This is a genomic window from Umezawaea endophytica (assembly GCF_025061645.1).
Taxonomy (GTDB): domain Bacteria; phylum Actinomycetota; class Actinomycetes; order Mycobacteriales; family Pseudonocardiaceae; genus Umezawaea; species Umezawaea endophytica.
Genome location: NZ_JANYMP010000003.1, coordinates 507,938 through 526,421 on the forward strand (window position 1 = coordinate 507,938; position 18,484 = coordinate 526,421).

An 18,484-nucleotide genomic window follows, 5' to 3' on the forward strand; every position below is an offset into this window, starting at 1 on the left:
ATGGGGGAACGCCGAGCGCAGCGCACCGGCGCGTCCCACCGACAGGAGTGCGCGGATGACACGGGTTACCGACGACATGGTCCTAGCGGTCCGGATCACCGACCTCGCCGAGCGGCGGAAGTGGTTCGAGGCACTGGTGACCCGCTTCGCGCAGGCCGAGGGCGACCAGGGCAGGCTCACCGCGCTGCTGACGGAGGACGAGGACCGGCGGGAGTTCCCGCCGGACACGGTCCGGGCGTTCGTCGAGTCGTTGGAACGCGCGAACCTCCGGCCGGTCGAGGTCGTCGGCGAGATGGTGGCGCTGACCGCGGACGAACTGCTGGACCTCTACGCGCAGGCCGAGGCCAGGGTCGCGGCGGCCCACCAGCCCGCCGTCCCCGTCGTCCGCGGCGACTGGGCCACCTTCCTCGCCGAGCACGGGCCGCGGTGGAACGGCGCGCACGCCGACTGGGACGTCTTCCGCACCTGGTTCCTGCACGCGGCGGGCCTGGTGGGGCTGGCGGCGGAGGCCACCGGCTTCCTGACGCTGGCCGACCAGGACGGACGGCACAAGACCTTCCGCGCCTACCAGGTCACCGTCCCCCACGACCAGGAGGACTGGAACAGGTTCCTCGCCGCCAACGGCGTCCGGTGGAACGGGCAGCCGCGGGACTGGGCGGTGTTCCGCACCTGGTTCGAGTACACCGCCGACCAGGAGGCGCTCGCGAGCCCCGCCAAGGCGTTCCTCGACCACGCCGAGGCCGGAGGGCAGCGCGCCGTCTTCGCCCAGTACCACATCACCCTGCCGCCACTGGTGGAGACGCCACCGCCGGTGCCCCGGCAGGAGCCCGAACCAGTCGCCGAGGCCCCGGTGTCGCTGCTGGACCGCCAGCTCACCGACGACGAGGTCGCGTCGGCCGAGCGGGCGTTGGCCGAGATCGACCGCGAGGACGACGACACCGTGCTCCTCACCGCCGACGACTTCCGCCCCGACGACCTGCTCGACCTCCTGGCCGTGCAGGAAGCGCTGAGCCTCAAGGTCGACGGGGTCGTCGGACCCGTGACCATCCAGGCCATCGACGACTACATCGCCGCGCACGACCTCGTCGTCCCGGCGTGACACCGCGGACCACCCGACACCGCGGGCGGACCGCGGGCCAGCGAGAAGGTGAACCATGACCGAACCGAACGAGGGCGTGGCGGTCGACCCGCACGTCCAGGGCTGGCTCCACGAGGAGCGGGACGCCTTCCAGGCCTACGAGATGGGCGACCTGACGGGCGCCATCACCGGCTGGACGTCGCTGCTGGAGGACGAGGCCGCGCTGTCCACCATCAGGAGCGAGCCGAGCGGCGACGAGGCCCTCCGGGAGGTCGCGACCGAACTGGTCACGGCGCACCTGCGCGTGGGGGACGACACCGCGGCCAAGGCCGTCGCCGCCGAGTGGCGCGTGGACCTGTCCGGCATCGACGCGCCCGGCGCGGACGACTGAACGAGGAGCAACCGTGTCCCAGCCGATCGCCGCCCCCACCTGGTGGGAAGCACTGAACCCCGACCACCTCGCGCTGATCTACGAGGTCACCACGGAGGGGCCGAGCGCCCTGTCCTCCCTGCGGGAGAAGCTCGGCCGGACTCCCGGCAGCGCGGTGCGCCACCACGACCTGCCCGAGAACGCGGCGCGGCTGCTCGGCGGGAGGAAACCCTTCCAGGGCAAGCACCGCGACGCCTTCCTGGTCGCCTTCCGGTCCTGGCTGCGGATGAACCCGCGGGGCGAGGTCACCGTGGACTGGATCGACGCGCAGTGGGACCTGATCGAGGATCCGCGGAACGCCGCGGCCGAGAAGACCAAGACCGCTTTCGGGGCGGTCATCGCGAAGGTCGAGAACCCGTTCGCGCTGTTCGTCGCGGACCTGCGGGTCGTGCTCGACACCGTGGCCGTCGCGATGGACGACCCGTCGGTCACCGGGTCGTGGAAGAACACCAGACGGATCCTCGACCACGGGCAGGACGAGGTCGTGGTGAAGGACGGCAAGCGCTCCTACCGGACGCGCGAGGGCTTCCTCGCCATCAGCAACAGGTTCGGGCTGCACCCCTTCGGCGTCGCCAAGCGGGTCGAGCAGGACCGGAACATCGCGATCCGGCGGGCCGTGCGGCACACCCAGGCCGACTCGGAGGTCAAAGGCCTGCTCGGGCAGCACAAGAAGAACCCCGCGCCCGGCGTCGACGTCTCGCACTACCCCACGATCGTCGCCATGCGCGACGCCGCGGCCCGGCTGTACATCGAGGTCAAGGTGACGTCGTTGACGACGGTCGCCGCCGGGGAGTTCGCGACCTGGCAGAAGATCGCCGACGAGGGGCGGTTCAGGAACTTCGCCGAGGTCCCGCTCTACGCGAGCAACCGCTTCGCCCACACGTGGGGCATGCTCTCGACCGCCGAGGGCATGGTGCGCCAGTTCGCACTCGACTTCAACGAGCAGTACGCCACCCCGCTCGGGACGAGCCCGGAACCCGGCGCGATCTCCCAGCGGCAGGACGACCACGACACCGCCAAGACCGGGAAGTCGCTGGACGAGCACTTCGTGGCGGGCAGGCAGGCGCTCGTCGCGTACCTCGAAGCCGTTCGGGCGGTCTACGAGTGCGTGGTGGACAGTTGCCAGGAGTTCTACGGATGGGTCCAGGAGTGGACCGAGGAGCAACTGACGAGGAACCTCCAGAACGACAACTTCCAGTTGTGGCTGGCCATCCGCTCCGCCAAGGTGCTGCTGACCGCGGCCACCTTCACCGCCAGCGTCGTCCTGGAGGTGTTCAGCGCGGGCACCCTGACCTTCCTCGTCGTCCCCGCGCTGATCGCCGCCGACGCGCTGATGGACAAGATCGCCGACCACCTGACCGCCCGGCACGTGGACCAGCACGTCGACGAGTTGAAGGACGCGGGCGAGATGGACACCTTCCTGGGCAAGGAGGTGGTGACCACCAAGCAGCAGGCCATGAGGGCACTCGCCGAGCCGGTGCGGAAGATCGTGGTGGTCGCCGAGGGGGCGTTGAAGGTCGAGGACGGCCGCGGCAAGGTGGCGGCCACCACGGCGGTCCCCCTCGAACTCGCCAAGCTGGCGGCCGCGAAGAACGCCGACAAGGCGGCGAAGATCATCGGTCGGGTGACGGACCCGGTGAGCAACATCGGCGAATCCGTGTCGGCGTGGACCGGTGTCGCGACGAACGGCCTGTCCCTGGTGCTGGAGACCGGCGGGCTGATCACCAGCCTGGTCCTGCCGCCGAAGATCGAGGACACGATCACGCCCGAGGCAAGGGACGCGCTCAAGGAGGTGCTGCGCGACACGCTCGCCGCCCTCGGCAAGGACCAGGCCCTCGCCCTGCGCGGCAAGCTCTCGAACAACGCCGACGTGCGGCTGAGGGTCGTCATGGAGGACGGCACCCTCAGCGGTGAGATCGTCAACGGGGACGGCACGAAGTTCGAGGTCGACATCGACGTGGAGACCATGCGGCTGCGCTTCAAGACCCGTGACTCCTTCCAGTTCGTCCTCCGCCAGTGGGTCAGGGAGAGGACCGCGCGGTGGGGTGACGTGGTCGAACGGGTCGTGTTCGACGACACCCGGTACGTCTACCTCCGGGTCAAGGGCGCCGCGGAGATCAAGGAGGAGCTGGACTCCTACTACCACCCGCTCTCCGACGAGTACACCGCCATCGTCCGCTTCGACCGCGCCGAACTGGTCGAGCGCGTTGTCGTGGACAAGGGCGTGTACACGGTGACCGACGTCCAGGGCGTCATGGTGGGCCACCTCGGCGCCGCGCTGAAGGGCACGGACAGCCTCTACGACGCGGTCTTCCCCACCGGCGGCGTCGCCTACTACCTCGGCGAGAGCAAGGCGCCCTCGTCCCCGGACACCCTGGCCGAGTTCCGGGAACGGGTCAACGCCAAGGTCAAGGCGGTCCTCGAACACCGGGACAAGGTCGGCGCCTGACCCGCGCGACCGCCGGGTTTCCCGAAGGTGCAACGCGGTGCGCGAAAGCCGGGCCGAACGCTTATGGGCCCGGCCGCGTTCGCGGTCAGAGTGTGCGTGTCAGGCACTACAGCGGAGGACGGTATGGCGAACTACCTTTCACCCGGCGTGTACACCGAGGAGGTGTCGTCCGGTTCCAAGCCCATCGAGGGGGTCGGCACCGCCGTCGCCGCGTTCGTCGGGTTCGCCGAGCGCGGTCCGACCGACGAGCCGGTGCTGGTGACGAACTGGACCCAGTTCTCCCAGGCGTTCGGCGGGTTCCTCGACGACGGCTACCTCGCGCACGCCGTGTACGGGTACTTCCTCAACGGCGGCGGCGCGGCGTACGTGGTGCGCGTCGGCGGCGGGACCGGTGACGGCACGGCGACGGCGCGCGCGGAGATCGCCGGTGTCGGCTCGGGCAGGCCGGTCGTGGTCAGGGCGGTCGAGGCGGGCCCGGCGGGCAACGACGTGTCGATCGAGGTCCAGGACTCCTCCGAGCCGGGCGACGACGCGGTGAAGCTCGTGGTGCGCAAGGGGGACGTGGAGGAGGTCTACGACAACGTCACCGTGCGGCGCGGTCCCTCGCACGTGGTGACCGCGCTGCGCCAGTCCAAACTGGTCGCGGTCGAGGACGTGAAGGGCCAGAGCGCGGTGGCGCTGCCCAGCAAGGGCACCAGGACCGTCCTGAGCGGCGGCGAGGTCGCCGCGGTCGGACCCGTGCGGGCTTCCGACTACGTGGGCGATTCGGGCGACCGCACCGGCTTCGCGGGACTGGAGGCCGTCGACGACGTCACCATGCTCTGCGTGCCCGACCTGATGAGCGCCTACCAGCGCGGCGCCATCGACCGCGACGGCGTGAAGGCCGTGCAGCTCGCCATGATCGCGCACTGCGAGCTGATGTCGGACCGGGTGGCCATCCTCGACCCGCTGCCGGACCTCAAACCGCAGGCGCTGCGGACCTGGCGGGTGGACGAGGCGGGCTACGACTCCAAGTACGCCACCCTCTACTGGCCGTGGCTCGACGTCGTGGCGCCCAACGGGAAGAAGCTCGCCGTGCCGCCCAGCGGGCACGTCGCCGGCGTGTGGGCGCGCAACGACGACACGCGCGGGGTGCACAAGGCGCCGGCGAACGAGGTGGTGCGCGGGGTGGTCGGTCTGCGGTCCGGGCTGACGCGGGGCGAGCACGACACGCTCAACCCGGTCGGGGTCAACTGCGTCCGCTCGTTCCCCGGCCAGGGCGTCCGGATCTGGGGCGCCCGCACGCTCTCCAGCGACCCGGAGTGGCGCTACCTCAACGTGCGCAGGCTGTTCAACTACGTGGAGAAGTCGATCCTCAACGGGACGAACTGGGTGGTCTTCGAGCCGAACGACCAGTACCTGTGGGGATCGGTCAACCGGACGATCAACATGTTCCTCCGCCGCGTGTGGCGCAGCGGCGCCCTGTTCGGCAGCACACCGGACCAGGCCTTCTACGTCAAGTGCGACGCGGAGAACAACCCGGAGGAGAACCGCGACGCGGGCATCCTCACCGTCGACATCGGCATCGCCCCGGTGAAGCCCGCCGAGTTCGTGGTGTTCCGCCTGGCTCAGTACTCCGAGGGCGCGGCGCTCCAGGAATGAGTGTCACGAGGTGAGGAGTCCTGGTCGTGGACCAGTACGTCAGTGCCGCGCGCTTCGTGGTGACCTGCGAGGGGTGGGCGGTGGGCCTGGGTTTCTCCGAGCTGGCGGGCTTCACGTCCAGTGTGGAGCACCAGGAGTACTCGTACAACAACAGGGTGGGCAACATCCACACCAAGCAGTTCGGGCGGGCCCGGCCACCGTCGATCACGCTGAAGCGGGCGCTGGACGCCGCGGGCTTCGGCCGGATCTTCGCCTGGCACGCGCTGGCGCGGATGAACAACCCGTTGGCCAAGGTGCCCGCCGCGTTCACGATCATGGACGCGAGCGGCGGCGTCACCGCTTCCTGCCTGCTGGAGAACGCCTGGTGCGCCAGGCTCGAACTGGACGCGACGACCGCCGGGTCGTCGAACGTCGTGATGATGAAGGCGACCATCGAGTGCGACGCGATCATCCTCGCCTGACCGCCGCCCCATGAGAAGAGGAGTCCTGCCATGACCGCGACCACGCAGAGCCAGGTGGTGTCCGCCGCCCGGTTCTACCTGGCCTTCACCAACCTGGGCACGATCGCCTTCTCCGAACTGGGCGGCATCTCGTCCAAGGTCGCCGCGCAGGAGTACATCTACAACGACGACAAGGGCAACACCATCCACACCAAGCAGTTCGGCAAGACCGAGCCGCCGGTGATCCAACTCAAGCGCGGACTCGACGCGGCGGGCAACAGCAAGCTGATGGCGTGGCACGCGATGGCGCGCTTCGGGAACCCCCAGGCCCGCGGCGACGGCACCCTCACCGTGATGGACGCCTCCGGCGAGGCGCCGATCACCTACGTGCTGCACAACGCCTGGTGCTCCGAGATCCTGATCAGCGGCCTGAAGGCGGGTGACTCCGCGGTGGCCACCATCGAGTGCAAGATCACCTGCGAGAGCATCGAGGTCAAGCCCTAGCCGGGCCGCCCGCCTTCCCCACGCCGTCACCGAAGAAGCGCACCCACCCGGAAGGAAATCCCGATGACGCAAGGCTTGACCGCTCCACCGGGCGCCCTGCGCACGGAGTACCCCTTCGTGCTGCCGCGGGGTTTCGTCGACGAGCGGGGCGTCGCGCACCGCGAGGGCGTCATGCGGCTCGCCACCGCCCGCGACGAGATCACCACCCAGACCGACCCGCGCGTGCGGCAGAACCCGGCGTACCTGACGGTGCTGCTGCTGGAGCGCACGCTGGTGCGGCTCGGTTCGGTGCCGGTGGTCGACGCGCTGGTGGTGGAGTGCCTGTTCGCCTCCGACCTGGCGTTCCTCCAGGACCTCTACCGGCGGATCAACCAGGACGGCCACACCGAGGCCGAGGTCGCCTGCCCCGCGTGCGGGCACGAGTTCGGGGTGGACGTCGCCGGTGATGCCTCGGGGGAACGCTGACGTACGCCCTCCCCCGCCTCTGGGAGGAGATCGCGTACGTCGCCTACTACCTGCACTGGTCGTTCGGGGAACTGCTCGACCTCGACCACCGCTCCCGCACCGCCGTCATCACCGAGGTCGGCCGCATCCACCAGCGCCTCGACGGCGTGGACGCGCCGCCCCCGCCCGCCCCGTACTGACCTTTCCCCGTCACGACCGCGTTTGGAGGACCGATGTGGTGGCCGTTCCGCGGTAAGCGCCCCCGGCGGCCGTCCCCGACCGCCGACAGCGGCCCCACCCTCGCGTGGCGGCGCCTGCCCGTGCTGCGCACGGTCATCACGGGACTGCCGCGCACCGCGGTGGTCCTGATGCGGATGCCCGACGTCGCGGGCACCCGGTCGGTGCTCCCCGAACTCCGGCTGCGCAGGCGTCGACCGGCCCCCACCACCGGCAGAACCACCACGACCGCGTTGTCCACAGTGGACTCCTTCGCGGTGGACACCCCCGTGTTGGTCGGACGCGCCACCGGACTGCTCGTGATCCGCCCCGAACCGCTCGCGCCTGCCCCCGAGCCCGAACCGGCGCCACCGCCGCCCGTCGACCAGGACGGGCTCACCGAACCCGCACTGCCGATCGTGCCGCCCGTGCGCCGCCCGGCCGTCCCCCGACGGCCCGCCGCCCCGGCGCTGACCACAGCCTCGGTCGAGTTCGTGTCCGAACCGGTCGAGCCGGACTCGCCGTTCCGCAGCGTGACCGACTTCGACCGGCTGGCCGCCCAGTACGAGGCGATGGGCATCGAGACGGCGATGAGCGTGCTCGGACTGGGCGACGCGTCGGGACTGGCCGCGCTGAGCGCCCCTCCACCGCCGCCTCCCGAGCCCGTGAAGTCCACAGTGGACCCGCCGAGGGTCCCGCGCGCACGTCCGACGCTCGGCCAGAGCAGGAGGCGAGGCGTCGGCCTGCCCGCCGCACGGGAAGACGCCGGCGCACCGGCGGAACCGTTCACGCCGAACGAGGTGCCCCCGGCAGCCGCTCCCACTGACGTCGACACCACCGTGGACCCACCCACCTCACAGTCCCGAGCGCACGCCCCAGCCGAACTCACGGTCCCGCCAGCCGAACCCATGCACCCGGTGGCGACCGGCGACGGACGACCGGACGACCGGCGCACCAACCGGACCGTCGTCCAGCCGCCCCTGTTCACCTCACCCGCGAAAGCCAAGCCCGCCGACCCACCTCCCCCTCGGCCACCGGTGCGGACCCCACCTCCCGACCGCGCCGCACCACCGCGCCAAGCCACTCGCGAACCACTGCCCGCGACGGCACCCGTCACCGACCAGCAGGACGGCCCGATCCACCGCGCCCCCATCAACCGCACACCACCACCTTTCGCACTCCAGTCCAATGTGGACGATCCCTTCGAGCCACCCGTACCGATCGAGGTGGTCGCGTTCGCTCCACGCGAGCACGGCACCGACAGCGCGGAGGCCCCGACGTTAACCGAGCAGGTCCTCCCCCGGCAGACGACCTACCTCGCCGAACCGGAGGCCGTCGAGGTGCGGGTGCCGTCCGACGTCGTCACCGCCTTCCGCCGGGACCTGGGCGTCGACATCGCGGACGTGCCGGTGCGCAGCGGTCGGGCGGTCACCCGACGGGCGGCGGCGTTGGGCGCCCGCGCGTTCACCCAGGGCGGTCGGGTCCACCTGCCCCACGCCGTCGCGACGATGGACCGCGGGGACACCCGCGCGCTGCTGGCCCACGAACTCGTCCACGTCGTGCAGCAACGCGCGCTCGGCGCGGACATGCCCGGCGAGGACTCCGCGCACGGGCAGGAACTGGAAGCCGTCGCGAGGTCGGCGGAACGGTGGTTCCTCGGCGAGGAACAGGCCCCTGCACCGCTGGTGCACCGCACGCGACCCACGACGTCGGCACCGCCGAACGCCACCGAGAGCCTCCAACGCGCGCCACGACCGACGGCGACGAACCCGGTCCACGACACCACCGACCCGGTTCCGGAGAACCCTGCCATGTCCTGGACCCCGGAGACCGGGTTCACCGAGTCGCGTCGACCCGACGCACCGGCACACCACCGTGCCGATCCCGACGCCGCCGGTCTCGCGGAGGCGTTCACCCAGATCGCCGACCTGCGCTCGACGCTGGCCGAGCTGCGGCGGGAACGTGAGCCGAGTCGGGACGAGTCGCCGCAGGACCGGACGTCCCACCCGGACACCGACGCCCTCGCCGACCGGCTCTACCGGCACATCCGCTCCCGGTTGCGCTCCGAACTGCTGATCGACCGCGAGCGGACCGGTTCCCTCGCCGACCCCGGACCAGGAGGACACCGGTGAAGCCCCCACTGCACGCCAGGGCCGCGGAGTTCCTGTTCGACCAGGTCGCGATGACGCACCGGTTCGTCGTGCACCTGGACCACGACGAGTACGACCTCGGGAGCTGGTCGCGGGTGTCCGGGCTGAGGGTGAGCTGGGAACGGCACCAGTACCGGGCGGGTGACGACAACGACGTGGTCGTGGTCCCCGGCGACTCGTCGTACCCGGTCGTCGAACTCGCCCGCGCCGCCTGCTCGGACTCGGTGAAGGTCCAGCGGTGGCTGGCCAGGACGTCCCGCGAGCACCAGCCGCTCAGCGGTGGCATCCACATGCTCGACTTCGCGGGCGTCCCGGTCATCACCTGGGAGCTCAAGCAGTTCTTCCCGGTCTCCTGGGCGATCTCGGCGTTCGAGTCCGACGGGACGAGACCCGTCATCGAGACGCTGGAACTGGCGCACTCGGGGTTCCTCCACGACGAGTCCGGAGGCGGACGATGATCATCCCCGCCCTGACCCAGCCCCCGCTCGGCGCGTGGGCGGCGAAGCGCAAACCCGGCCAACCGGGCACGCACCCGCGCTACGGCGTGACGACCTGGTTCCGGGTGGTCGTGCTGCGTCCCACCGGCCAGGAGGACCTGGGCCGGTGGTCCGGCTGCTCCGGCCTCGGAGTCGACCTCAACGTGGAGGAGGTGTGGTCCGGCGGCGAGAACGACGCCCCCTACCTCATCCCCAAGAACATCACCCACGGCAGGCTCACCCTGGAACGGGCCATGAACCACGCCGACAGCGAACGGGTGCAGCTCTGGTTGCGCCACGTCGCGCGGCACTGGCACGACGGCGACGAGGGCGGCGCCGGGCTGGTGGAGTCCGGCGGGACGGCCAAGGCCTCCTACACCGGCAGCACGGTCGTCATCTCGCTGTTCAGCTCGCCGGGTGGTGAGGAGCAGGACCGCCTGCTCGGCTCGTGGGAACTGGCAGGGGCCTTCCCGATCGCCTGGTCGGCGCCACCGTTGACCAGCAGGTCGGGAGGCGTCGCGATCGAGAGGCTGACCCTGGCGCACCGCGGTTTCCTCGGCGGGGGAAGCCTCGGCCACCAGGAATCCGCGCGGTCGGACCAGGCGCCGGGCCGGTTCACGCTCACCGACGAGCAGCACTTCAAGCTGGAGTTCCAGTACAACCCCGGCGAGGTGACGCAGGAGAAGAAGCTGGAGGGCTCGACCAACCAGGGCGTCGGCAACGGAACGGACCTCTGGCGGGCGACCAACAAGATCTGCTACGACGTGACGGCGTTGACCATCGAGGGTGCCACCGCGGTCAAGGAGAAGGCGGCGAAGCTCTGGGAGTGGCTGGAACCGGAGCACGGCGTCGGGCAGGCCACGGCGAAGCGGCTCGTCATGGCCATGGGCACCGACTACACCGCCCAGGTGCACCTGCGGTCGGTCAAGATCCGCTACACCCGGTTCACCCGTGCCGGTGTGCCGTGCCGGGCCGTCGCGACCCTGACCGTGGTCGGCGCCTCCGAGGAGCGGGCGAAGCCGGGCGGCTCCACCCCCGTCGGCGCGCCCGCCGGGGGTGGGAGGTCGCCCAAGGGCGGTGCGCGCGGCGGCCCTCGCCCGCCCGGCCGGAGCGCGACGGCGGACGACCTGCCCGCACGCGGGTCGGCCGACGAGGACACCTCCCTCCGGTCGCTCCGCAAGAACGCGGGCTCCTTCAAGGACAGGTCACGATGACCCCTCAGCCGGTGGCCGCCCCGTTCGTCGAGGTGACGCCCCGAATCCTGGTCGGTCCCCGCTCGACCCCGCTGGCCGCGTCGGTCGAGGGCCTGGTCGAGAACGTCGTGGTGGACCTGCACGCGCACCTGCCCGGCATGTTCGAGATCACCTTCGCCGACCGGGACGGCTCGGTGCTCGACCGCGCGGGCCTGGCGATCGGCACGCAGGTCGCGCTGGCGTCCGTCGGGGTGGCGGACAAGACCTCGGCGGACCTCGTCGTCGGCGAGATCACCGCGATCGAGGGCGACTACGGCGCGTACAGCAGCACCACCGTGCGCGGCTACACCCGCGACCACCGCCTGCAACGGGCGCGGCGCACCCGGACGTTCCTCAACGTCAAGGACTCCGACATCGCGAAGAAGATCGCGCGCGAGCACGGGCTCGCGGTCGGCCGCGTCGACCAGACCACGACCGCGCACGAGCACGTCGGGCAGGTCAACCAGACCGACTGGGAGTTCCTGCGGTCGCGGGCGGACGCCATCGGCTTCGAGTTCGGCGTGGTGGACGGCAAGTTCCACTTCACCCGGCCGGTGGCCGCGTCCTCCGCGGTGGTGGTCGGGCTCTCCTTCCCCACGGCGCTGCTGCGGTTCTCCCCTCGGGTCACCGCGGGCAACCTGGCCCCGCAGACCGAGGTCCGGGTCTGGGACCCGCGGCGGGCCAAGGCGGTCGCGGCCGTCGTCACCACGGAGACCGGGAACACCCGCCTCGACGACGCCGATCCCGCCGCGCTGTCCCGACCGTTCCAGCCCCGCGCCGCCGGACCCAAGCCCGCCGCGGCGGGACGCGACCTGGGTCCCGATCCGGTGGCCGCGGGGTTCGTGGTGAGCGGCGTTCCCGCCGCGAACGGCGCCGCCGCCGACACCGCCGCCCGCGAGGTCGCGCAAGGCGCCGCACGACGGCTCGGGTCGACGGTCGCCGAAGCCGAGGGCGAGGCCGTGGGCAACCCCCGGCTGCGCCCCGGAGTGGCCGTCGAGGTGGACGGGGTGGCGGGACCGTTCCGCGGGCGGTGGGTGCTCACCAGGACCACCCACCGCTTCGCCACCGGGCGCTACACCACCACGTTCGAGATCAGCGGCGCCAACGACCGCTCCCTGCTGGCGCTGGGCGGCGGCACCCCGACGACCGCGTCCATCCCCGGCGTGGTGTGCGGGGTCGTGAGCAACATCGGCGACCCGGACGGCAAGGGCCGGGTGCGCCTCACGCTGCCGTGGCTGTCGCCGCGGTTCGAGACCGGGTGGGCGGTGGTGGCCCACCCCGGCGCGGGCACGCGCGGCGGTGCCGTCCTCCAGCCCGCGGTCGGCGACCAGGTACTGGTGGCGTTCGAGTTCGGCGACCCGAGGCGGCCCTACGTGCTCGGCGGCCTGTACGACGACCGGGCCGCGCACGACCTCGGCGGCCCACCGGTCAAGCGCAGCGGTTCGGCGGCTTCGGTGGTGTGGCGCGGGATCGTCACGCCCACCGGCAACCGGCTCGCGTTCCACGACGAGCAGGGGCCGGGCGCGAAACCGTCGACGGTGGCCTCGGACTTCGTGCTGGGCACGGCGGGCGCGGACCTGGCGCTGGTGGTGGACCAGGTCGCCGGGACCGTGACGCTGCGCTGCGCCCCCGCGCCCTCGGGTGGCAGACCGGCGAAGCCGGGGAAGCTGACCATCCAGTGCGGCGACCGCGGCGTGATCGACGTCGTCAGCGGCAAGGGCGGCAAGGTCAACGTCACCGCGGGCGCGGGTGGCGAGGTGAACGTCGGCGGCGGCGCACGGCTGAACCTCACGGGCAAGGCCTCGGTCAAGATCGAGAGCAGCGGCCCCGTGGAGATCAAGGGACATCCGATCAAGCTGAACTAGGAGGGCCGGGGTGACCACGAACACCATCGGCACGGGCTGGGGGTTCCCGGTGGGGCTCTCCCCCACCGGCGGCTTCGGCCTCGCGTCCGGGACGACCAAGCTGGAGCAGTCGATGCGGCTGATCCTCACCACCTATCCCGGCGAACGCCCGATGCGCCCGGACTTCGGGTCCAGGCTGCGGGACTTCGTGTTCCAGCCGCCGACCACCGGGGTGCGCGCCGAACTGGCCGCCGAGGTCGACCGCGCGCTGACCCGGTGGGAGCCGCGCGCGCGGATCGACCGCGTCCGGGTCGAGCCCGACCCCGAGCGCTGGAGCCTGCTGCTGATCGACATCGACTACACCGTCGTCGACACCGACGACCGGGGCAGCCTCGTCTTCCCCTTCCACGGCCTGCCCGACGAAGAGGACTGAGATGGCCCTCCCCGCACCCGATCTCGACACCCGCCGCTTCGCCGACCTCGTCGAGGACGCGCACCGCATGGTGCGCGGCCGGTTCCCGGAGTGGAACGACCAGCACCCGTCCGACCCCGGCGTGACGTTGATCGAGACGTTCGCGTTCATGGTCGACCAACTGGTGTACCGGCTCAACCGCGTCCCGGACCGGCTGCACGTCAAGTTCCTCGACCTCATCGGCGTGCGCCTGTTCCCGCCGACACCGGCGCGGACCGACGTGACGTTCTGGCTCTCGGCGCCCGCCACGACCGCGCTGGTCGTCCCGGCGGGCACCACGACCGGCACGACCAGGACCGAGACCGCCGAGTCGATCGTGTTCACCACCGAGGACGACTGCGTGGCACTGCCCTGCGAACTCGCGGCGGTACGGGTCGGAACGTCCACCCAGGACGTGAGCGAGGAACGGACGTCCGCGCTGCGCACCGGTCTGCCCGTCGCGGTCTTCGGCCCGGTCCCCGCCGACGGCGACCACCTGCTGCTGGGGCTGGACGCCGCCGTCCCCCGGTGCGCCGTGCGCGTCGAGGTCGAGGGCGACCTCGACGGCGTCGGCGTCGACCCGGCGGACCCGCCGCTGGTCTGGGAGGCCCACGACGGCGAGGCGTGGCAGCCGTGCCGGGTGCTGCACGACGGGACCGGTGGGCTCAGCACCGCGGGCGCGGTCGTGCTCGACGTCCCGGCGGGCCACCGGACGAGCCTGCTGGACGGGCAGCGGTCGGCGTGGCTGCGGGCCAGGGTCGTGGCTCCGCGCGAGGGCCAGGCCACCTACCACGCCTCGCCGACGGTGCACCGGATCTCGGCCTGCACGGTCGGGGTGAGCGGGTCGGCGGTCAACGCCGAGATCGTGGACCTCGAGGTGCTCGACGCGGCCGAAGGCGTTGCGGGACAGGTGTTCGCGCTCGCCGAACGGCCCGTGCTCGCGGGCGCGGGCGAGGTCGTGCTGGAGGTGGAGTCGGACAGCGGCTGGGACGAGTGGACCAGGGTCGAGCACTTCGCCGCCAGCGGCCCCGACGACCGGCACTTCGTCCTGGACGCGGCTCAGGGGGAGATCGCGCTGGGCCCGGTGGTGCGGCTCGCCGACGGGACGCTGCGGCGACACGGCGCCGTCCCACCGCACGGCGCCGTGCTGCGCGTGCGCCGGTACGCGACCGGGGGCGGCGCGCTCGGCAACGTCGCGGCCAGGACCATCCGGACGCTGCGGACGTCGATCCCGTTCGTGGCCGACGTGGAGAACGTCCGGCCCGCGACCGGGGGCAAGGACGCCGAGACGGTGGAGCAGGCCCGTGACCGGGGCGGGCTCGCGCTGCGCACCAGGGGCCGCGCGGTCACCGCCCAGGACTACGAGGTGCTCGCCCGCGAAGCGGTCCCCGAGGTCGCGCGGGTCCGCTGCGTGCCCGCGTCCGGCGCCGACCTGCCGCCCGGCACGGTGAAGGTGCTGGTGGTGCCGTCCGCGGCGATCGGCGACGACGGCCGCGTCCGGCTGGCCGACCTGGTGCCGCCGGACGCGGTGCTGTCCACTGTGGCCGAACACCTCGACCGGGTGCGCTTGGTGGGCACCACGGTGCTCGTCGAACCGCCGCGCTACCGGGGCGTGACCGTGGTGGCCCGCCTGGTCACCCGGCACGGGGACCGGGCCGCCGCGGTGCGGCTGGAGGCGGTGCGGGCCCTGTCGGTCTACCTCAACCCGCTGCCGGGCGGCGGGCCGGACGGCGAGGGCTGGCCGTTCGGCCGCGCGGTGCGGGCGGGTGAGCTGCACGCCGTGCTCCACCGGGTGGCGGGGGTGGAGCTGGTCGAGGACGTCCGGCTCTACAGCGCCAACCCGGTGACCGGGGAACGCGGGCCGGAGGCGGCGCGGATCGAGCTGGACCCGCACAGCCTGGTGTTCTCCTTCGACCACCAGGTGCGGGTGGAGACCCGCTGATGGCACCGAACGGGAGAGGGGACCGGCCGTGATCGTGTGCCGGGAGTGCGGGCAGCGCAACAAGGACAAGGACTCGTTCTGCGGGTCGTGCGGGCAGTTCCTGGAGTGGACGGGCGAGCGGTCCGCCCCGGCGCCCGCGCCCGTCGTCGTGCCGGTGGCCGAGCAGGAGGCTCCGGAGCGGATGGGCTGGCTGCACCGGCTGGCCACGACGATCACGGGTCCGCCGACCACCGTCGGCGGTGTGCCCACCGGCCAGGAGTGGTCCGACAGGCCAGTTCTCGAGGGTGGAACCGCTCCGTCGGTGGGCTCCACGGCACCGGGAGGCGGTCCGCCACCACCTCCCGGTGGCGGCGCGCCGCCTCCCCCACCGCCACCGCCCCCACCGCCCGCACCCGCTGGATCCGCTGTGCCGCCACCACCTCCACCTCCCCCGCCACCTCCCGGCGGTTCAGCCCCTCCGCCACCTCCACCTCCCGGCGGTTCGGTCCTTCCCCTAGGTGGTCCGGCCGCTCCACCACCGCCCCCGCCGCCACCGCCTCCGGCCGGAGTCGTCCCGCCACCGCCTCCACCCGCCCCGAGAACCGGGCCGGTGCCCGAACCGGTGGGCGGCGCGCTGGTCGCGGCGGTGGACACCGCCGGGCCGGACGCGGGACCCGCGGCCGAGGAAGTCCTCCCCCAGGAGGCCCGCCCCGCGCCCAGGACCGTCCGCCGGGTCCCCTCGACCCGTGCGATCCGCCCCGGCGACCTGATCTGCGGCGAGTGCGGCGAGGGCAACGTGACGACCCGCAAGTTCTGCGGGCGCTGCGGGGAGTCGCTGAGTTCCGCCACGACGGTCCGCACGCAGTGGTGGCGGCGGCTGGCGCCCCGCCGCGGCCCCAGGGTCGTCCCCGCCGCGAAGCGGCCGAAGCCGGGCGCGGCGGTCGGACGGCGGCCGGGCCGGAGGATCGGCACGTTCGTCCGCCGCTACACGATGGTGGTGGTGCTGGTGTGCGGGCTGGTCGTCGGCGTCTACCCGCCCTTGCGCACGTTCGTCCTGGACAAGGCCCGCGGCGTCGGCACCGCCGCGACCGCCGTGCTGGGCACCGCGTTGAGCCCGGTGCGGCCCACCAGCGTCGCGCCGACCGACACGGAACTGGAGGGACATCCGGCGAAGGCCGCGTTCGACCAGTTCAAGAACACCTACTGGGCGGCGAGGTGGGACCGCACCGGAGGCGTGCAACCGGCCGTGGCGGTGGACCTGGGCAAGGTGACCGCGCTCGCCAAGGTGATCGTGACCAGCGGCGCGAGCGACGGCTTCGTCGCGCACAACCGGCCGTCGATCCTGCTGTTCGCCTACTCCAACGAGAAGTCGGACACGGTCACCCTGACCGACACCCCGGAGCCGCAGGAGATCTCCCTGGCCAACGGGCTGGCGGCGAAGGTGGTCCGGGTGCAGGTCTTGCAGGTGTTCGAGAGCGAGGGCGCGCAGGACGTCGCCCTCACCGAGGTCGAGTTCTTCGGCGTTGGCTGAGAGCCGTCGCCCAGTGAGGGGAAGTGATCGCATGAGGGGACTCGTGCCGGACCTGGCCACCCCGTTCCCGTTGGCGGGCCTGATGCCCGCGGTGTTCCAGGAGGACGCCGCCACGTGCCTGCTGACCGAGGCGCTGGACGACGTGCTGGCGCCGGTCTTCGCCGTGCTCGACTGCCTGGACGCCTACCTGGATCCGCGGCTGGCGCCCGAGGACTTCCTGGACTGGCTGGCCGCGTGGGTCGGCATCGCGCTGAACGACGGCTGGTCCGCCGACCGCAAGCGCGCCGCGATCGGGCACGCGGTCGAGCTGCACCGGGTTCGGGGCACGCCGCGGGGCTTGCAGTGGCACCTCGACCTGATCACCGGCGGCCGAGCGCACGTGGTGGACAGCGCGGGCGTGGCCTGGTCGTCCTCCCCCGACGGGGCGCGGCCAACGGGGTCGGGCCACCCGCTCCTGCTCGTCCGCGTCGTCCGGGGCACGATGACCGACACCGAACTGGCCGAGCTGGAGGACGTGCTGGGTCAGGTCAAGCCGGCCCACGTCCCGCACCGCGTCGAACTGGCAGACTCCACAGTGGACTAGAGTGTCATCACGGTCCGATGAGGACGGTGCCGCCGCCCTGGATGACCCCGTTCGGCAGCGGCGCCGGATCGTTGCACGTCATCACCCGGTCGCCGACGCGGGCGGCGGGCTTGCCGCCGATGAGCACGGAGGGGCTGCCGCCCACCACCGTGCCCCGGTTGGCGGGCGGGGCGCTGAAGCTCCCGGACGGCGGCACGTGCGGCGGGGCGTTGACCGCGGTGGACCCCGCGGTGGCGGCGGGCTTGCCCCCGACGAGCACCGTGGCACAGCACCCGCCGACGATCTTCCCGTTGAACGGCAACGACATCGGGGTCGGCACCGGGCCACCAGGTGACGGGACGAGCACCACGTGCACGTCGTTCCCCACGACCTGGTCACCCAACTTCGCGGCTGGTCGTCCCACGGTCACTCCCGGATGCGTCGGCTGGGCGGGGGCGGGGTGTTCCGGCGCGGCGCGGGAACGGCGGCGTCACGCCGCACACCCAGGTCCACCACGGAGGGCGGCTCGGCGACAGCGGACCGCGCCGGAGCGAGAACGGCGGTGAGCACCACGTCGAGGTGGGCGCGCGGGGCGACGCCCAGCGCCGACCACGTCTCGGCCGACACCGACGGCAGCGCCGGGTGGGCCACGTCGAGTTCCACCGGGGTCCCGTTGTCCCGCAACGCGTCGGGCAGGTGCTCGTCCGGCAGGCGGACGTGCGTGGCGAGCGCTTCGAGCACGGCACCGAGCAGGGCGTGCTCCGCGCGGCGGTCGCCGCACCACGCGGTCACCAGGTAGCAGCAGCGGTACCGGCGTCGGGGCGGCGTGCGCGCCGTGACCCGGCCGTGGTCGTCCACCGCGTCGGTCCAGGACGCCGCACGGGCTTCCACGTCCTCGACGACGCGGTGCAGGAACAGGTCCACCACCGCGTCCTGCTCGGACCGGGCCCACGTCGCGTCCGGCGGGTCCACCCGCACGTCGAGCGCGCCGGGGACCGCTGACCGCACCAGGGATTCGAGCGCGTCGTCGAGTAGGTGGAACACGGGGTCCAGTGTGCCCGCGGCGCGGCCGGTCGCCGTGCCCGAACGGACAGGAGGACGGGCACGACCGTTGT

At 72.4% G+C, this 18,484-nt stretch carries 19 protein-coding genes; 16 read left to right on the forward strand and 3 right to left on the reverse strand.

Features of this window, described 5'->3' with window-relative positions; translation table 11 throughout:
• Nucleotides 1-55: 55 nt before the first annotated feature.
• The 14 genes from NZH93_RS09590 to NZH93_RS09650 all read left to right on the forward strand — a co-directional run bounded on the left by NZH93_RS09590 (nt 56) and on the right by NZH93_RS09650 (nt 15,297).
• Nucleotides 56-1,099: a hypothetical protein gene (locus NZH93_RS09590; protein WP_259622618.1), complete on the forward strand. Its 1,044-nt coding sequence runs from the start codon at nt 56-58 to the stop codon at nt 1,097-1,099.
• Between the two features lie 55 nt (nt 1,100-1,154).
• Nucleotides 1,155-1,469: a hypothetical protein gene (locus tag NZH93_RS09595; RefSeq protein ID WP_259622619.1), complete on the forward strand. Its 315-nt coding sequence runs from the start codon at nt 1,155-1,157 to the stop codon at nt 1,467-1,469.
• A 13-nt stretch (nt 1,470-1,482) separates the two neighbouring features.
• Complete coding sequence (locus NZH93_RS09600) at nt 1,483-3,957, forward strand: hypothetical protein (protein ID WP_259622620.1); 2,475 nt, start codon at nt 1,483-1,485, stop codon at nt 3,955-3,957.
• 123 nt (nt 3,958-4,080) lie between these two features.
• Nucleotides 4,081-5,598 carry a phage tail sheath family protein gene (locus NZH93_RS09605; RefSeq protein WP_259622621.1) on the forward strand — a complete coding sequence of 506 codons (1,518 nt, stop codon included), beginning with the start codon at nt 4,081-4,083 and terminating at the stop codon, nt 5,596-5,598.
• Nucleotides 5,599-5,624: 26 nt separating this feature from the next.
• Nucleotides 5,625-6,059: a hypothetical protein gene (locus tag NZH93_RS09610; protein ID WP_259622622.1), complete on the forward strand. Its 435-nt coding sequence runs from the start codon at nt 5,625-5,627 to the stop codon at nt 6,057-6,059.
• A 30-nt stretch (nt 6,060-6,089) separates the two neighbouring features.
• Entirely contained in the window at nt 6,090-6,542 is a 453-nt protein-coding gene (locus NZH93_RS09615) for a phage tail protein (RefSeq protein ID WP_259622623.1), read from the forward strand.
• A gap of 63 nt (nt 6,543-6,605) precedes the next feature.
• Nucleotides 6,606-7,007 (forward strand): phage tail assembly protein, encoded by a 402-nt coding sequence (locus tag NZH93_RS09620; RefSeq protein WP_259622624.1) that lies wholly within the window; start codon nt 6,606-6,608, stop codon nt 7,005-7,007.
• Nucleotides 7,004-7,186: a DUF6760 family protein gene (locus NZH93_RS50605; protein ID WP_106190661.1), complete on the forward strand. Its 183-nt coding sequence runs from the start codon at nt 7,004-7,006 to the stop codon at nt 7,184-7,186. Before NZH93_RS09620 ends, NZH93_RS50605 begins: the two co-directional genes overlap by 4 nt.
• Nucleotides 7,187-7,219: 33 nt before the next feature.
• On the forward strand, nt 7,220-9,334 hold the full coding sequence (locus NZH93_RS09625; RefSeq protein WP_259622625.1) for an eCIS core domain-containing protein: 2,115 nt from the start codon (nt 7,220-7,222) through the stop codon (nt 9,332-9,334).
• Nucleotides 9,331-9,810, forward strand: coding sequence for a phage tail protein (locus tag NZH93_RS09630; RefSeq protein ID WP_259622626.1), 480 nt, complete (start codon nt 9,331-9,333; stop codon nt 9,808-9,810). The genes NZH93_RS09625 and NZH93_RS09630 overlap by 4 nt, the downstream gene beginning before the upstream one ends.
• A complete protein-coding gene (locus NZH93_RS09635; RefSeq protein WP_259622627.1) occupies nt 9,807-11,042 on the forward strand; it encodes a phage tail protein in 1,236 nt (411 codons plus the stop codon). Before NZH93_RS09630 ends, NZH93_RS09635 begins: the two co-directional genes overlap by 4 nt.
• Complete coding sequence (locus NZH93_RS09640) at nt 11,039-12,925, forward strand: VgrG-related protein (RefSeq protein ID WP_259622628.1); 1,887 nt, start codon at nt 11,039-11,041, stop codon at nt 12,923-12,925. The genes NZH93_RS09635 and NZH93_RS09640 overlap by 4 nt, the downstream gene beginning before the upstream one ends.
• 10 nt (nt 12,926-12,935) lie before the next feature.
• A complete protein-coding gene (locus NZH93_RS09645; protein ID WP_259622629.1) occupies nt 12,936-13,337 on the forward strand; it encodes a GPW/gp25 family protein in 402 nt (133 codons plus the stop codon).
• A 1-nt stretch (nt 13,338) separates the two neighbouring features.
• On the forward strand, nt 13,339-15,297 hold the full coding sequence (locus tag NZH93_RS09650; protein ID WP_259622630.1) for a putative baseplate assembly protein: 1,959 nt from the start codon (nt 13,339-13,341) through the stop codon (nt 15,295-15,297).
• 212 nt (nt 15,298-15,509) lie between these two features.
• On the opposite strand, the gene NZH93_RS09655 is transcribed toward NZH93_RS09650, so the two are convergent.
• Nucleotides 15,510-15,857 (reverse strand): hypothetical protein, encoded by a 348-nt coding sequence (locus NZH93_RS09655; protein ID WP_259622631.1) that lies wholly within the window; start codon nt 15,855-15,857, stop codon nt 15,510-15,512.
• A 29-nt stretch (nt 15,858-15,886) separates the two neighbouring features.
• Here NZH93_RS09655 and NZH93_RS09660 point away from each other — a divergent pair, with 29 nt between their 5' ends.
• On the forward strand, nt 15,887-16,807 hold the full coding sequence (locus tag NZH93_RS09660) for a discoidin domain-containing protein (RefSeq protein ID WP_259622632.1): 921 nt from the start codon (nt 15,887-15,889) through the stop codon (nt 16,805-16,807).
• A gap of 31 nt (nt 16,808-16,838) precedes the next feature.
• A complete protein-coding gene (locus tag NZH93_RS09665; RefSeq protein ID WP_259622633.1) occupies nt 16,839-17,390 on the forward strand; it encodes a phage tail protein in 552 nt (183 codons plus the stop codon).
• 7 nt (nt 17,391-17,397) lie between these two features.
• Here NZH93_RS09665 and NZH93_RS09670 read toward each other — a convergent pair whose 3' ends face one another.
• Together NZH93_RS09670 and NZH93_RS09675 are read right to left on the reverse strand one after the other, a co-directional pair.
• Complete coding sequence (locus NZH93_RS09670) at nt 17,398-17,793, reverse strand: PAAR domain-containing protein (RefSeq protein WP_259622634.1); 396 nt, start codon at nt 17,791-17,793, stop codon at nt 17,398-17,400.
• A gap of 2 nt (nt 17,794-17,795) precedes the next feature.
• Nucleotides 17,796-18,413 (reverse strand): Pvc16 family protein, encoded by a 618-nt coding sequence (locus NZH93_RS09675; protein ID WP_259622635.1) that lies wholly within the window; start codon nt 18,411-18,413, stop codon nt 17,796-17,798.
• Nucleotides 18,414-18,484 lie beyond the last annotated feature (71 nt).

Excerpts from the sequence above, each read along its gene's own strand:
- NZH93_RS09590 (WP_259622618.1), top strand. The coding sequence starts at position 56 with ATGACACGGGTTACCGACGACATGGTCCTAGCGGTCCGGATCACCGAC.
- NZH93_RS09595 (WP_259622619.1), top strand. The coding sequence starts at position 1,155 with ATGACCGAACCGAACGAGGGCGTGGCGGTCGACCCGCACGTCCAGGGC.
- NZH93_RS09605 (WP_259622621.1), top strand. The coding sequence starts at position 4,081 with ATGGCGAACTACCTTTCACCCGGCGTGTACACCGAGGAGGTGTCGTCC.
- NZH93_RS09615 (WP_259622623.1), top strand. The coding sequence starts at position 6,090 with ATGACCGCGACCACGCAGAGCCAGGTGGTGTCCGCCGCCCGGTTCTAC.
- NZH93_RS09620 (WP_259622624.1), top strand. The coding sequence starts at position 6,606 with ATGACGCAAGGCTTGACCGCTCCACCGGGCGCCCTGCGCACGGAGTAC.
- NZH93_RS09625 (WP_259622625.1), top strand. The coding sequence starts at position 7,220 with ATGTGGTGGCCGTTCCGCGGTAAGCGCCCCCGGCGGCCGTCCCCGACC.
- NZH93_RS09635 (WP_259622627.1), top strand. The coding sequence starts at position 9,807 with ATGATCATCCCCGCCCTGACCCAGCCCCCGCTCGGCGCGTGGGCGGCG.
- NZH93_RS09640 (WP_259622628.1), top strand. The coding sequence starts at position 11,039 with ATGACCCCTCAGCCGGTGGCCGCCCCGTTCGTCGAGGTGACGCCCCGA.
- NZH93_RS09650 (WP_259622630.1), top strand. The coding sequence starts at position 13,339 with ATGGCCCTCCCCGCACCCGATCTCGACACCCGCCGCTTCGCCGACCTC.
- NZH93_RS09665 (WP_259622633.1), top strand. The coding sequence starts at position 16,839 with ATGAGGGGACTCGTGCCGGACCTGGCCACCCCGTTCCCGTTGGCGGGC.